At 59.5% G+C, this 12,804-nt stretch carries 14 protein-coding genes; 5 read left to right on the top strand and 9 right to left on the bottom strand.

The window, feature by feature from the left end:
- Positions 1 to 208 precede the first annotated feature (208 nt).
- From AC1DF8_RS28245 to AC1DF8_RS28230, 4 genes are all read left to right on the top strand, one after another.
- Complete coding sequence (locus AC1DF8_RS28245) at positions 209 to 544, top strand: DUF982 domain-containing protein (RefSeq protein ID WP_246715778.1); 336 nt, start codon at positions 209 to 211, stop codon at positions 542 to 544.
- Positions 545 to 683: 139 nt separating this feature from the next.
- Entirely contained in the window at positions 684 to 1,220 is a 537-nt protein-coding gene (locus AC1DF8_RS28240) for a response regulator (protein ID WP_018114687.1), read from the top strand.
- A 12-nt stretch (positions 1,221 to 1,232) separates the two neighbouring features.
- On the top strand, positions 1,233 to 1,466 hold the full coding sequence (locus AC1DF8_RS28235; RefSeq protein ID WP_113207543.1) for a DUF6894 family protein: 234 nt from the start codon (positions 1,233 to 1,235) through the stop codon (positions 1,464 to 1,466).
- Between the two features lie 63 nt (positions 1,467 to 1,529).
- On the top strand, positions 1,530 to 2,063 hold the full coding sequence (locus AC1DF8_RS28230; protein ID WP_018114685.1) for a YidB family protein: 534 nt from the start codon (positions 1,530 to 1,532) through the stop codon (positions 2,061 to 2,063).
- A 1,013-nt stretch (positions 2,064 to 3,076) separates the two neighbouring features.
- Here the strand turns inward: AC1DF8_RS28230 and AC1DF8_RS28225 are convergent.
- The 3 genes from AC1DF8_RS28225 to AC1DF8_RS28215 form a co-directional block, all read right to left on the bottom strand.
- Complete coding sequence (locus tag AC1DF8_RS28225) at positions 3,077 to 3,409, bottom strand: hypothetical protein (RefSeq protein ID WP_018114684.1); 333 nt, start codon at positions 3,407 to 3,409, stop codon at positions 3,077 to 3,079.
- Positions 3,410 to 3,708: 299 nt separating this feature from the next.
- Positions 3,709 to 4,533, bottom strand: coding sequence for an extracellular catalytic domain type 1 short-chain-length polyhydroxyalkanoate depolymerase (locus AC1DF8_RS28220; protein ID WP_478155840.1), 825 nt, complete (start codon positions 4,531 to 4,533; stop codon positions 3,709 to 3,711).
- A complete protein-coding gene (locus AC1DF8_RS28215) occupies positions 4,530 to 4,850 on the bottom strand; it encodes an NUDIX hydrolase (RefSeq protein ID WP_018114682.1) in 321 nt (106 codons plus the stop codon). The genes AC1DF8_RS28220 and AC1DF8_RS28215 overlap by 4 nt, the downstream gene beginning before the upstream one ends.
- Before the next feature lie 100 nt (positions 4,851 to 4,950).
- Here AC1DF8_RS28215 and AC1DF8_RS28210 point away from each other — a divergent pair, with 100 nt between their 5' ends.
- A complete protein-coding gene (locus tag AC1DF8_RS28210) occupies positions 4,951 to 6,384 on the top strand; it encodes a CHAD domain-containing protein (RefSeq protein ID WP_113207542.1) in 1,434 nt (477 codons plus the stop codon).
- A 110-nt stretch (positions 6,385 to 6,494) separates the two neighbouring features.
- Here the strand turns inward: AC1DF8_RS28210 and AC1DF8_RS28205 are convergent, their stop codons facing one another.
- The 6 genes from AC1DF8_RS28205 to AC1DF8_RS28180 form a co-directional block, all read right to left on the bottom strand.
- Positions 6,495 to 7,436, bottom strand: a complete 942-nt coding sequence (locus tag AC1DF8_RS28205; RefSeq protein ID WP_183851339.1) for an OmpA family protein — start codon at positions 7,434 to 7,436, stop codon at positions 6,495 to 6,497.
- Positions 7,430 to 8,584 (bottom strand): MFS transporter, encoded by a 1,155-nt coding sequence (locus tag AC1DF8_RS28200; RefSeq protein ID WP_113207540.1) that lies wholly within the window; start codon positions 8,582 to 8,584, stop codon positions 7,430 to 7,432. The genes AC1DF8_RS28205 and AC1DF8_RS28200 overlap by 7 nt, the downstream gene beginning before the upstream one ends.
- The gene (locus tag AC1DF8_RS28195; protein WP_029616392.1) at positions 8,584 to 9,414 is read right to left on the bottom strand and encodes a hypothetical protein; all 831 of its coding nucleotides are present in this window, start codon (positions 9,412 to 9,414) and stop codon (positions 8,584 to 8,586) included. The genes AC1DF8_RS28200 and AC1DF8_RS28195 overlap by 1 nt, the downstream gene beginning before the upstream one ends.
- A complete protein-coding gene (locus AC1DF8_RS28190; protein ID WP_113207539.1) occupies positions 9,392 to 10,840 on the bottom strand; it encodes a hypothetical protein in 1,449 nt (482 codons plus the stop codon). Before AC1DF8_RS28190 ends, AC1DF8_RS28195 begins: the two co-directional genes overlap by 23 nt.
- 451 nt (positions 10,841 to 11,291) lie before the next feature.
- Positions 11,292 to 11,816, bottom strand: a complete 525-nt coding sequence (locus tag AC1DF8_RS28185; protein WP_018114676.1) for a VOC family protein — start codon at positions 11,814 to 11,816, stop codon at positions 11,292 to 11,294.
- A gap of 100 nt (positions 11,817 to 11,916) precedes the next feature.
- Positions 11,917 to 12,765: an alpha/beta fold hydrolase gene (locus tag AC1DF8_RS28180; RefSeq protein ID WP_113207538.1), complete on the bottom strand. Its 849-nt coding sequence runs from the start codon at positions 12,763 to 12,765 to the stop codon at positions 11,917 to 11,919.
- Positions 12,766 to 12,804 lie beyond the last annotated feature (39 nt).

The following is a 12,804-nucleotide window of genomic DNA, read 5'->3' as shown; positions in this document are numbered from 1 at the left end:
CGTCTTCTAGAGCTTGAAGTTCGTCATCACCTTCAGCGTGACGAACGTCGCACGTCGAGTTTCCAGATATTGCCGAGCGATCGGAGGCGGCAGGCTGGAGGCCTCAGTAGGTGCTCGTCGCGGTGATCGAGCGCGTCTATAACCGGGCGCTAATGATGGAACAAATGCCGAGGTTGAAAACGTCAACCGGAAGGGAGTCCTATAGATTATGCGGGCCGTGCCGCACCCTGCCTGTTTTTACACCAGTGAGCTCCTGAGCGGTCCGCCTGCCCCCACAGGGGAGGTTTTGACCCTTCAATTCCGCTTTATTGTAAGAACAGCGCGAGAAGCCGCAGACGCCTTGGTCAAGGGCTGGCCGTCTAGCGATGGCGAAGAGTATTTCGCCGCGATGAGGGCCGTGCGTCGATGTGATGATCGGGGATGCCAGTCCGCCACAGCTGCGAGAAGTCATCGTCACGGCGGCAGGCGAAGTGGGTGTCACTGTTGTCGCCGTGGTCCACTGATCAGACAAACAGAGATCAACGACCAAGCTCAGCCCAAGTAGTCGACCCGCCGCGCTCCACGCATGAAAAGGTGGCAACGGGAAGGCGCGATCGGCCGGCAAGGCTTCTCCTCCGGTTATGTAGAAAAGGCGCAGGAACCGTCTCGTCCTGCCGGCGTTCTGCTATCGATGGAGACGGTAGATGGATCAGGAAGAGTATAACTGGATAAGTCGCCGGGCGCATCAAATCTGGCAGGGCGAAGGCTGTCCGGACGGGCGGGATCGCGAACACTGGTCGCAGGCGGTCGCCGACTGGCAAGCGAGAGGCCATAGCGAGCCGCCTCTGGGTCCCGACGCTGGGACCTTTCCCGTCCGCAGGGTCCTCGTTGTGGACGACGAACCGCTCATCAGATTTGCGACAGTCGATGCGCTCGAGGAGGCGGGATTCGAGGTCCTGGAGGCCGGCAACGCCGACGAAGCTCTTGCCGTATTCGAAGCAACCCAGATCGACGCTGTCTTCACCGACGTTAACATGCCGGGTTCCACCGACGGGCTTGGCCTGATGACACGCGTCCGGGCGCGAGCGCCACAAACACGTGTCATCGTCACCTCGGGCCATGTCCGTCTTGGTGCGTTCGACCTTGCGAGCGGCGTCTCGTTCGTTCCCAAGCCGTACGATCATAGTGCGATTGTAGACATGCTTAAGGCGTCATTCGGTTCATTTCCCGGTCCCATTTAAGAAAGGGCACCGATGAAATTTTTCTTTCACCTCCGCGACGTGGACTCCTATGAAGAGGACCACGAGGGGATCGAATTCCCTTCGGTTGCGCAGGCCGTCGCCGAGGCAAGACGGTCCGCTCGGGAAATGGTTGCTGAACTTGTTTTGCATGACGACGTGGTCGATGGCCGATCCCTTGATATTGCGGGAGACGACGGTTCAGTCTTGGCAACCGTAGCGTTCAAGGACGCTGTTCTTATGCAATGAAATCAAAATTACGAACATCTGCGGCCGCATCGGGCGTCCGCCGTGTTATGAAGGAGAAAAGCTATGATGAGTGGTCCTTTGAAGGCCCTGCTGGGCGTGATCGCGGTGGCTGGTTACCAGAACCGTGACAAGATTGGCGAATTGCTGCGCGGGATCCAAAATCCGCAACGTAGACAGGACGCCCGACCAACAACTTCAGGTGAAGCTCCAGGGGGCCTAGAAGGGATTTTCGGTGGGCCTGGTGGATTTGGCGATCTCCTTAGCGGACTGTCGACAGGCGGAATCTTAAGAGGTGGTCTCGGCGACCTGCTGAAGACGTTCCAGCAAAATGGTCACGGAGAAAAAGCAGAAAGCTGGATCAGTCCGAGCTCCAACGCTCCGATCGATGGTGGCCAACTAGGTGAAGCTCTCGGTCCCGACATTCTCAACGAACTTGCTGCGAAGACCGGCCTTTCCCACGAAGAGATCTTAGAGCGGCTAAGCAGCGACCTGCCGAAGGCTGTTGACGATCTGACGCCTGATGGAAAACTGCCAGACGGGGAAGACGAATTGCCCTCAGCCGGCAGTAACCCGGCCGGTTTCGGCACGAAGGTTTGATGAGCACGCCGGGCCGTTGGCAGAGCGACAGCCTGCGGGCGTGGTCTTGAGCGTCGGCTCGGCTCGGCTCGGACAGATTTACGAATCGATCCTTGCAGCTCGTCGGCTGCAGACGGTGACCGCCCGACGCGATGATGAATCGCGCATTGAGCTCGGGTTTTGGAAATCATCTTCGCGCGTGCTGTGGGTGTCCGCCCCTTTCTGGCACCCGTTATCTATCTGCCTGCGCGATCCCACAGAATGCAGCTCAAACTAGCCCGCCCCGGCAGGCCTTTTTTGTTCTATGGGGCGGGAACAAAACAAGGCTTTTCAAGTATTTGCCTTGGGACCGCGCGGGGGCTAGCTCGTCTACCCTTCCCTTCAAAGAAACCGTGCGGTCCCACCATACAAGCCTCTTCGGCTCTAGCACGATGCTTGACCCGCGTTGGGCTACTCCATCACCGGGTGATGACCGAACTTATGCCGCGATCGTCGACGGGAAGATCCCGACCGCTTTTTATTGTCCAGGATGACTGCGCGACGCGTTTCAGGATCTAATCGACATGCGGCGGTGGCTGGAGGCCCAAGAGGCACTCGTTGCGGTGCTGAGCGAACAGCTTCCTGTTGAGTGTTGGCTCCTGATGTAGCCGGAACACCATTGAAACATCTTGCAAGTTATGGGGGGCGTGCGGCGCCCTCCTTGTTTTTTAGGGCACTGAGATGCTGCGCGGTCCGCTTTTGCCCGAACCACTCCCGAGTACCGCGTAGAAAACCATGACCGTGGCTTTCGTTAGAGCGTGAAGGTGGAGCGATTGATCCATGACTGCGAGACCCGGCTCGCCGCCCCGTCAGCCGGCTGCCACCCGGGTTGTGATCAATGCAATCCGGGGCGGGTGTTCGTGATGCAGGACTAATCCACACGTACTTCTGACGGGGGCAAGAAATAAGGGCGTGCGCCGGCCCCATCTACCGGGTTCGATGGTCGGGCGTGCCGCCTCGGCTCCACCCTCAGCTGTTCGGGCCGAGCCGGATATCTAGGTTCGTTCGCCGCCTCGCCAGTAGCTGTCGATGATATGCTGGCCATTGTTGACAATCCGCTGACCGAGGTCGGGATCGCCGCCTTGCAGCGTATCCGGATCGCCGCCGCATAGACGGACGAAAGTCACCTGCTGAGCCGTGAACATGAAATAGTCTTTGCTGGTAGGCTCGAAATCGAGACCCGCCTCCGCAAGTTTTTCCGCGACTTCGGCTGCCGCGCCGTCGATTGCCTTGAAGACCTTTTCTAACATCGAGCGCTCTGCCGCCTCCCGGATCTCGAGGAAACGGCGCTGTTCGGACGTCTGCACGGAGCAGCTCTTCTCTGTCATATCTTCTCCATAAGTCATAGTTGGCGCCCATGGATGCGTTATCTCAGGTGGAGACGCAGTAGTCGCGGATGAAAGTCCGGAAGTTCAGCATTTTTGACGCTGCGCTCGCCAAAGTGACCAGGAAACGTCCGTTACGATAAACCCCACAAGCGCATCAGTTCGAGAGGAGCTGAAACGTCGGATGCAAGTACGAAAGGATCCTTCGGGTTCGACCGGTCACTCGCGCGCTTCTTGACGGGCAGTCCGTGGGCCAGGTCGGCGACGGAATAAAAAGTTACTGAGGATCCATGTGCAGTCCGTCAGGAGTGCAGTTCTCCCCAGGCCTTTTTCTGAATATGGCTCGATTCCCGATTGATGTTCATCGCTTCCAGCCACTGGTCGACGCTCGCGTTTGCGTTCTTTGGATTTACGACGCTGTCGGCCGTGCCGTGCCAAATGCTGATCGAAGGCCATGACCGCCGCTCGGGAGAGATGCCGACGATGCGGCTGCCCCATCCTTCAGCGGGTGTCGGAGCACCCGCCCTCATCGCGCGAAGAGCCGACATCGCCTCGCGAGCAGCGCCGACCGGCATCCCGGCGACGATCGCTGCGCCTGCAAAAAGATCGGGATAGGTAGCCACCAAGACTGCGGTCATTGCTCCGCCTGCCGAAAGGCCGACAACGAAGACCCGTTTCCGATCGACACCATAACGCTTGCCCGCGTGTTCGATCATCTGCCTTACGGAGAGCAGCTCGCCACGATCGCGGGCGACAGAGCTCGGCCGAAACCAGTTGAAGCAGCCGTGCGGATTGTTGCTCTTCGACTGCTCGGGATAGACGACGACGAAGCCCTTTTCTCTTGCGAGACGGGAAAAGCCGCTCGCAGCGTCCAGGCTCTCGGGCGTCTGGCCGCACCCGTGAAGCACGACCACCACCGGCGGGCGCTCAGGCAGCTTGGGCGGCGCGAAAAATTTCATCACGAGCCGTCCCGGATTGCTGCCGAAGCCCACGATCGTCTCGAGCCGTTGCGGCGCCTTGCGCGTTCGCCGCCGGCGCGGCGGCTGCAGAACGGCTTCGACGAGCCTGACAATCTTCTTTTGTGACCGTATCGCCCTCGACAGGGATCTGGAAAAACCGATCTTCAAGAGGCGACCGCTTCCAGCTTTGCGAGCAAGGCCCGCAGGCCCGGCTGGCTTTCCTCGCCGACGGCGACCTTAAGTGAACACCATTTCTGCCTGCGCACCGTCTTCTCGGGGAATTCCGTAGAAAGTCCGGTGGCCTCGAGGAGGCGAACGGCAACGAGATGGCCCTTGGGTAAGCCCCAGCGACCATTTCTTTGGCTGCCGATCAAAAGGATGCAAAGCACGCGCTTGCCGTTGCGACGATAGCAGATGGCTCCAGCCTGCGCGACCCGGGACCTTGCCGTCGGTGTCGAGGAAATGAGCGGGTTGTCCGCGAGCATGTTTTCGATTTCTTCCTACGTTTCATCAAAACGATGTGGCACCGAACTACGACAGGTAGGTCGGCGTTTAACAGCTTCCACTATCAACCGGAGTTCATCTTTGTCGTCAGAAACCGAATTGAAGATCGATCTTTCGGAGGAAGCTCTCGAGCGCCTTGTTGGTTCCCATCTGCTAGGCGAGGCCGGACGGATTATCGAGCAGCGATCAACATACTTCGATACCCCGGATCGCAGGCTTTGGCGGGAAGGATGCACGCTTCGCATCCGTAAGGTCGGCGAAGCGCGCATGCAGACCGTCAAAGCCACCGGACCCGCACGCTCACTGTTTGCGCGGTCGGAGTGGGAAACGCCCGTCAACCGAGACGAGCCCGTCGTCGATCATACCAGTCCCCTCGCCGGCGAGTTCGGCAGCGAGCTCAAACTGGAACCGGTGTTCGACGTCGTGGTTGAACGGCGGCAATGGGATATCGAGGAGAACGGCTCGCGCTTCGAAGTCGTTGTCGATCAAGGAGAGGTTGTCGCCGGCGACCGTCGCTCCCCGATCCGCGAGGTCGAGGTCGAACTTAAAGACGGAAACCCGAGCGACCTTTTCGTCTTCGCGCGAAGGATCGACGCCGTCACGGGCTTCCGGTTTGGCGTGCGCTCGAAGGCTGAGCGAGGCTTCGCGCTCGTCGAAGCTCAGAAACTGGTCTTCAAGTCAGAACCTATCCATCTCGACCCGGACATGAATGCGGCTGCGGCATTCCAAGCGATCGCCGTTTCCTGTGTCCGGCAATTCCGATTGAATGAGGACGTGCTCCTCCAGAAGCGGAACTCGGAGGAGCTGCATCAGGCCCGCGTCGCTCTTCGACGGCTGCGGTCGGCTTTCTCCCTTTTCAGGGAGCTCATCCCGAGCGACGAAGCGCTTAGGCTCAGGGAAGACCTGCGATGGATCGCCGCTGCGCTCGGGGAGGCGCGAAACGTCGACGTCCTGCTCGCCAAGGCAGAGGATGCCGACCTTGTCCTCAAGCTCAAGTCAGCCAGGGACGTCGTTTACCGGGATGCAATTGAAGCATTGAATTCTCCGAGGTCACGGGCCCTGATGCTCGGCCTGATAGAATGGCTCTGGAGCAGGGACTATTCTTCCGGAGACATACCTGGCGCTCGTGATTTTGCAGCGCGCGCGCTCGACAAGCTGCGCAAACGGATAAAGAAGGGCGGGCAAGCGCTGGCGAAGATGGACGACGAGCACCGTCACGAGGTTCGCAAGGACGCGAAGAAGTTCCGGTATGCGGCGGAATTCTTCGCATCGCTGTTCGACGACAGACGAGGCGCCCGTCGACACAGGAAATTCCTCGCTGCGATGGAACTGCTTCAGGATGATCTTGGCAGCCTGAACGATCTTGCGACCGGCCCCGATGTACTGCAGAAGCACGGTCTATCGGACCACCCGGCGAAGGATTCGGTCCTTTCCCATGCAGACAAGGAGGCGTTGATCCATAGGGCGCAAGCGTCGGTCGATGAGGTGCTCGATACGAAGCGGTTTTGGAGATAGCAGCACCGCCTTGGTGGTTTGGCGAGCGATGCCGCGATGGACGAGCGGCCAAGTCTACGTTACGAGCCGCCATTGTCACTCGCCCCACCGAAAGCCAAGATTGGCCCAAGTCAGGGCTGCAGGGATTCGGCGCGACGCCTGATCCTGATCTCGATACGACGCCGTTCCTTGACGTTTCCGGCCCGTCCACTGGTGAGCGTGTCGCCGGGAATGACCAGCTGCGCAGCTGACATCGGCAAGACGGTCACGTCCTTCAGCTTCGGATTTGCCTTTAGGATATTTGCAACGGCGATCGCCCGCGCGAGACCGAGCCCGGCGTTGTCGGCTGGCTGAAGCGTCTCGACCGGAAGCGCGCCGTCGATCACTTCGATCGATGCGTCGTCGAGATTGGACATGCTCCTGGAAAGGCGCTGTTCGTCCGTATGTCCGATCACCTCGATCACATCGACCTTGTAGCGCTCAAGATTGTCGGCGATCTGGTCGGCGATCGATGTCTCAAGCCTGTCTTCGAACTCCGGTGTCAATGCGGCGCTACCTGACGTGAAATAATAGCCGCCGGCTTCGGAAAGGTTGATGATCGGTGGCCACTCATGGGGTTCGGTCTGACCGTGTAACAGCTGTTCGAGCCGGTCACGAGCCTGGTCGAGCGGGATATTATTCGCCACCAGCACCTTTCCGACCGCCGCAAGCTTGGCGAGATCAGCGGGGCTCGCATCATTCATTTTCAGCCTGTCTATGATCTGTCGGGCAGAGACGAGCTCGCGCCATTCGCTCTCGAATTTGACCCGATCGGCTGCCGACATGTTCGCGCCGAGCTTGGACTGTGCCTCGACAAGCTGGGCGGAAAGTTCCTTGTTCTGCTGTTCCAGCTGGGCGAGCCGTTGCTCGGCGTCCATCCGGTGCCTGCGTTCGGCCGTGATCATGGCGGCCGCGACCAGCAGCAGGCAGAAGACCAGCAGAAGCATGGATTCTGCCATCGTCAGCCCCAGAATGAGGCCGCGGTTATAGCCCTTGTGTTCCAGCTTTGGACCTGCGCTTGCCCTTGTCACCATTTGAACAACCGTCGCTTCGGCTCGCCCGGCGCTGGATTGGCTTTCGTCCTTTCAGGAGCCACCGACACCGGTTCTGTATCCACGGTCCTGTCCTCGCCCGCCACTATATCCTCGACAACCTCTGGGATTCTCGCAAGGCTGGACGACGACGAACCGTTCCGGTCACGCTCGAGAGCTTCGGCGATGCGATCGAGTTTGCTGTCGATGCTGCTCAGTGGCCTGAGCGCGTCGTCCACCGTAACAGTCTGCAAGCGCGTCTGCGCCATCACCTCCTCCATCCGCCGCAGATGGGCATCGGTCATGTCCCTGATGGCATCGATCGTGGGGGTCAACTCGAACCGGATCACATCTTCGGGCGGCCTGATCTCTCCAAGACGGGTCCCGACGCCCTCAACCGCAACCCCGAACCGGTCGATGATCGTCGAAAGTCTATCCGTGGTCTCGTTGAGTTTGCGACTTGCTTCTGCGGCCTGATCGGTCACCGAGCGATTGTGATCCCCGATGATCGATGAAAGCCTGGCCGCGGCTTCCTGGATCGGGATGATCGCCTCCTTGGTGATAGATTCGATCACCTTGCGGATTTCCTCGCCGTTTTTTTCCGCCTGACGACCGATCTCCTCGAAGCCCTCCGTCAACATCTGGTTGCTGACCCTGCGGTAGTTGGAGAACTCGCGGGCGGACGTGTCGAGCTCGGTTCGCACCCGCCGCGTCATTTCCGCAAGCTCGTGACGGGCGCTGCGTTCGATGTCGATTGGGTCGCGGCGCATCTGGTTGAAGAGGATGCGGAGTGTGACGCCGGCGATCGTCGATGTGACTGCGATCCCGAAGTTGCGCACGATCGTCTCGATCGACGTCTCGCCAGCAAACAGGTAGAGCGATACGCCAAGGCTCGAGAGGGTGAACAGAAACCCCATGTAGTAGAGGTTGTCGCCGGCCTGCTCGTTGTGCAGGCGGAAACCGGCAAGCGCGATCGATGCCAGGAAATAGACCGCCATCAGCACCAGGGGCACGGCGGTCACAACAAGGGTCGACCAAGCCGCGAGCTTCGCCGTCCAGATGAAGATCATTCCCCCAATCGTCACCACTGCAAACAGCACAACAGGCGCCCAATCGCGAAATGCGGTTCTTCCTGTCTCGTTCGACGCCATCACTCCAGTCCCTCCAGACGGGTGAAACCTGCGAACTCTCCGTTGTTCTTCTCCACCCAGGATTTCCAGAATGCCGCCAGGTCCTCCATCTTGAACTTTTGGCCCGGCCGCTGGAACGCCAGGATCCTGACCTGCACCCCATCCAACGAGGTCCTGAATTTCTCGCGCGCAGCACTGCTGTCGAATTTGGCGATCGAAACGCCGTCGCGATAGCTGGAAAACGCCGCAGTATGTTCGACCATGTCCGAGGCAATGTACAAGGTTTTCGGAATGCCAGCAGGCAAAGGCTGGAAGGCTTCGAGGTTAATGCGCTGAATGCCGGCCATGATCGGCGAAAACTCGCCTGAAGCGCCAGACCCGAGTTTTCCCGCGATGTCGTCGAGCGGCTTCTGGAAACCTTTCTCCCAGCGCTGCTGCACGAGCTTCGGATTGCTGGTCCACTCGTTGGCGAGATCACCGCTGCCCGGATTGCAGCCGTGGAAGGTTCTTTGAAGCTCGCCTTCCTTTTCGGTCAGCGCATAGACGTCGATCGCACCGCTGACGGGGACGCCAGACACAAGCCGCTGGAACTGGTTCTTCAAATCGAGGGACGTCGTGCCGGAAATCGGATCCGTGACATCAAGAAGGACGGCGGTCTCGCTGGTCGGACCCGTCGTCGGGCAGAGCGAGGCCTTGTCGAGCGAGACCGCGGACATCGCCTGATACTTCAGCCACCCAAAAGCGCCGATCATGGCCAGTGCCACTGCCGACAATGCAATCGTCGCCACCACAGCACCCGTCGAAAAGCCGCCTTTCCTTGAACGACTGTTACGCCGCCTGTTCCGCGCCAACGCCCGCCTCCGGGAATAGATTGTCCAGTCTGTGATACTGCTCGACGGCGACCTCGAAGGCAGAGCCGATTTTCCTGATCTGATCGCTGAGTTCGGCCTGGGCGACCTGGACGCGTTCCGACAGAACGCGATCGTCCCATTCCCCGCTGATTTTGAGGACCGGTACAATCCGCTCCAGCGTGTAGGCGCTCGTGAAGTACAAAGGCTCCGGTTCGCTTCTCGCGGCCCGGTTCGCCTCACGATAAGCCGTCAAAACAGCATTCGCCGTGCGCTCGAGATGACCCTGGTACTCGGCAAACAGCCCAGCCGTACGGATTCGGTGGGCGATGATCGCGGCCGACTCCTGCCGGCGCGTGCTCAGGTCTCTGACGATCTCCTCGATCTTGTCGTTGTGGTCGTCGCGAATTTCCCGAAGGTTGTCGATCAGATCAAGCTTTCCGGAAATGTAGTTTCGCCGCGCCTCGTCCAGCCGACGTTGGACGCCAGCAAAACCCGGATACGGGTCTGTGAGCATGCAGCCGTCAATAAACGCCAGGATCGAGAAAAAAATGCCGATCGCAAACAGCATCCAGGAATTCAATTCGCTCAAACCTAGCGGGTTTTCGCGGATCCGGCGGACGACTTCGGTCCCGGCCCCGTCGAGGATCGTGGCCGATACTTCGCGATAATGGGCGAGCGCAATATTCACGGCAAGCGCAACGACAATATAGCCGACCAGGCCGAACAATCCGCCGAGCTTCATGAGCCAGGACCGGTGCACAAGATTGCGAACGCAGAAGAAAGCGAATAGCAGTGCAGCGCCAATGTTGAGGACGGCAAAGACGACCGCCTCGGTTATGCCGCCGATGATGCCCTGTTCGCTGCCCTTGGCCAGAAAGTTGCCGTTCATGACGATCTCGATGAGGACGAGAACGATGAGCAGCGCGATCTTGACGCTCGTTGCGCCCGCACTCGGGACCTTTGCCGCGCGATCCAGCCGATGCTGCCTCTTGAAAGACCTCATTTCGTCCTCGGCAATCTTGAGATCGCGGCGCAAGCCGTGGAGTTCGTCGACGCCGCTGGCGATCTCGGCCTTGAAATCCGAAAGGCTAGAGGCGTTTGCCTGCCGGATCAGCCCGAACTGTCCCTCGAAATCGAGATTGCGCAACCGCCCGTCGAAGGTCTGGAACTGATCCTCAAGCAGCTGATAGGCGGACGCTTTTTCCTGCTCGATGCGACCGACGATCCGCTGTTCGACCTCATCGAGGAACTGGGCCGATGACGCCGGACGATTGGCCCTGCCGTTCTCGTCTCCCTTTTCGCGCACATCCAAGGTCTGGGTAAGCTTGTCCGTATCGAGTGACGGGAAAATCTCGGTCGATGCCCGGAAGTCGTGGCTGGATTCGCGAACGCTGGTCCAGAGCTTGTTCAGTGCGTCAAACGGCAATGCATCCTCGTCGGAAACATGATTGCGAAAATCCTAACATGCAATGCGTAGCGTAGTGGTTGTGATCGGTCCAGCAGCAGCATCCTCTTAGAGGGTTTAATTGCGGACCACGGTTAATCTGTGTCGTGTCGGCTATCCTGTCGCTTTAATCCTCGAATTCTCACCGCGCCATCGGATGGCGCCCGCGAAGCGACCATCTACAACAGAGTCCACCCGGGCTCGACCTGACGTGCAACGGTGGGAATGTCCACGCAGTAGATATTTCGACAGTCGAGCGTGTTTGGACCCCGATTATCGCGTGCCACTGCTTCAGCGTGTCCGATTTCCGCTGGAGGGCTTAGCATGCTCTTTGCTTTTAATTCCGCCGTGGCGGGATGATAAAGGCCTGATCGGGCCTCAAGGAGATGGTGGGATAATCGCTGCCGCTCGTCCCCAACAAAGAACGCTCGGCCTAGTCCTGCCACCGGCGCAGATCCGTCTGGTCGTGATAGCCCATACGGTCGGGCGTGGTGATAAATTCAATCGTCGTGCCCCATGGCATGCGGCAGTAGCAGACCTTGTTTCCAGGGCCTTTTTCGGTTGCGTAGGGTATAGCGCGCGGCGCGGTAAGAGAGGTGCCTCCAGCTTTTTCAAAGCGTTCTACCGACGCGTCGATGTCGTCGGTGTAGACACCGAAGTGAGTAATCCCAAAGTCGCTCGCTCGAACCGGCTTGGCTTGTGCGGGGCCATGCATTTCAAAGAGCTCGATGTCAGGTCCGGTACCGATCTTGACCATCGCCTGTGCGCGCACGACCGTTCCGGGGAAAGCACCGGTAGCCCGTTCGAAGTCGGGTCCCTGACGCGGCGCATCCCGCGGTCCGAAGGACTGGTAGATCACCTGACCGCCGAAAGCTTCCACCAAGAACGATTTTGCTGCTTCGATGTCGGGCACTGTGATGCCAATATGATTGACGCCGCGAATGACAGGTGCGGTCATGACAGTTTCCTTTCTTATTTAATCGATCGAATGCGGTAGGTGCGGGCGCAACTTGCCCGCAGCGTCGCGATCCGCCCCGCGACGGGGCGGCCGCAGAGTTTCAGCTGGCCTTGAGGAAATCGATGAGAGCGGCCGCCACTTCTGCCGATCGCTCGTCCGCGACATAGTGGCTGCACCGCTCAATCGAGCCGCCCGTCACATTGCTGGCGAACTCCTTCAGCATCGGGACCATATGCGCACCGAAGCGCTGATCCCCGCCGAGACCTAGTACTGGTATCTCGAGCGGTCGCTTCTTGTACTCCAGCGCGGCCGCATGATCGCCGGCGAGGGTACGATACCATTCCATGCCGGCGCGCGTGCGGCCAGGAAGTGCCAACGCTTTCGCGTAGATCTCGATGTCCGCCGGATTGAAGGTGCTGTGATCGTAGAACCGCTCAGCCATGAAGGTCGAAACATAGTCATATTCACGGCCATGGATCAGGCGCTCGGGTAGATCCCGGTTCATATGGAAGCTGAAGTGCCAGAGCCTTGCGATCGTCGCCTCCCATTGCGTCCAGCCGGGAAGCGGAACGTCGAGCACGGCCAGGTGGGTGACAGCCTCCCGATAGATGGCGGCCTGCGGCAATGCCACCATTCCGCCAATGTCATGACCGCACACGGCGTAGCGTTCATGCCCAAGGGCAAGCATGACCTCATGCGCGTCGCGCGCCATCGTCGCTTTGTCATAGCCGTCAAGCGGGCAGTCGGAAAAACCCGCGCCCCGCAGATCCATGGCCACCACGCTCAAATGCTCGGCCAGCAGCGGCATCACATGGTGCCATTCCCACCAGGTTTCCGGCCAACCGTGCAGGAGAAGGATCGGCGGGCCTGAGCCCCCAGTGGCGGCGTTGATCTTGATCCCATTCGCCGGCACCAGTTGCTGGGTAAACCCCTTCAGAGTTGCGATCATGGTCACTTTCCAGTCGATGTTGACGTTAGCAAAGCTCGC

It is taken from the genome of Rhizobium sp. 05N49 (assembly GCF_056396805.1).
The sequence above is the reverse complement of the archived record's forward strand: the minus strand, read 5'-3'. Positions and strand labels throughout refer to the sequence as shown.

What these genes read in the sequence shown, in the direction of transcription:
- AC1DF8_RS28225 (WP_018114684.1), bottom strand. Translation starts at nt 3,409, where the DNA reads ATGACAGAGAAGAGCTGCTCCGTGCAGACGTCCGAACAGCGCCGTTTC.
- AC1DF8_RS28205 (WP_183851339.1), bottom strand. Translation starts at nt 7,436, where the DNA reads ATGGTGACAAGGGCAAGCGCAGGTCCAAAGCTGGAACACAAGGGCTAT.
- AC1DF8_RS28245 (WP_246715778.1), top strand. Translation starts at nt 209, where the DNA reads ATGCGGGCCGTGCCGCACCCTGCCTGTTTTTACACCAGTGAGCTCCTG.
- AC1DF8_RS28230 (WP_018114685.1), top strand. Translation starts at nt 1,530, where the DNA reads ATGATGAGTGGTCCTTTGAAGGCCCTGCTGGGCGTGATCGCGGTGGCT.
- AC1DF8_RS28185 (WP_018114676.1), bottom strand. Translation starts at nt 11,816, where the DNA reads ATGACCGCACCTGTCATTCGCGGCGTCAATCATATTGGCATCACAGTG.
- AC1DF8_RS28235 (WP_113207543.1), top strand. Translation starts at nt 1,233, where the DNA reads ATGAAATTTTTCTTTCACCTCCGCGACGTGGACTCCTATGAAGAGGAC.
- AC1DF8_RS28200 (WP_113207540.1), bottom strand. Translation starts at nt 8,584, where the DNA reads ATGGCGTCGAACGAGACAGGAAGAACCGCATTTCGCGATTGGGCGCCT.
- AC1DF8_RS28215 (WP_018114682.1), bottom strand. Translation starts at nt 4,850, where the DNA reads ATGCTCGCGGACAACCCGCTCATTTCCTCGACACCGACGGCAAGGTCC.
- AC1DF8_RS28180 (WP_113207538.1), bottom strand. Translation starts at nt 12,765, where the DNA reads ATGATCGCAACTCTGAAGGGGTTTACCCAGCAACTGGTGCCGGCGAAT.
- AC1DF8_RS28240 (WP_018114687.1), top strand. Translation starts at nt 684, where the DNA reads ATGGATCAGGAAGAGTATAACTGGATAAGTCGCCGGGCGCATCAAATC.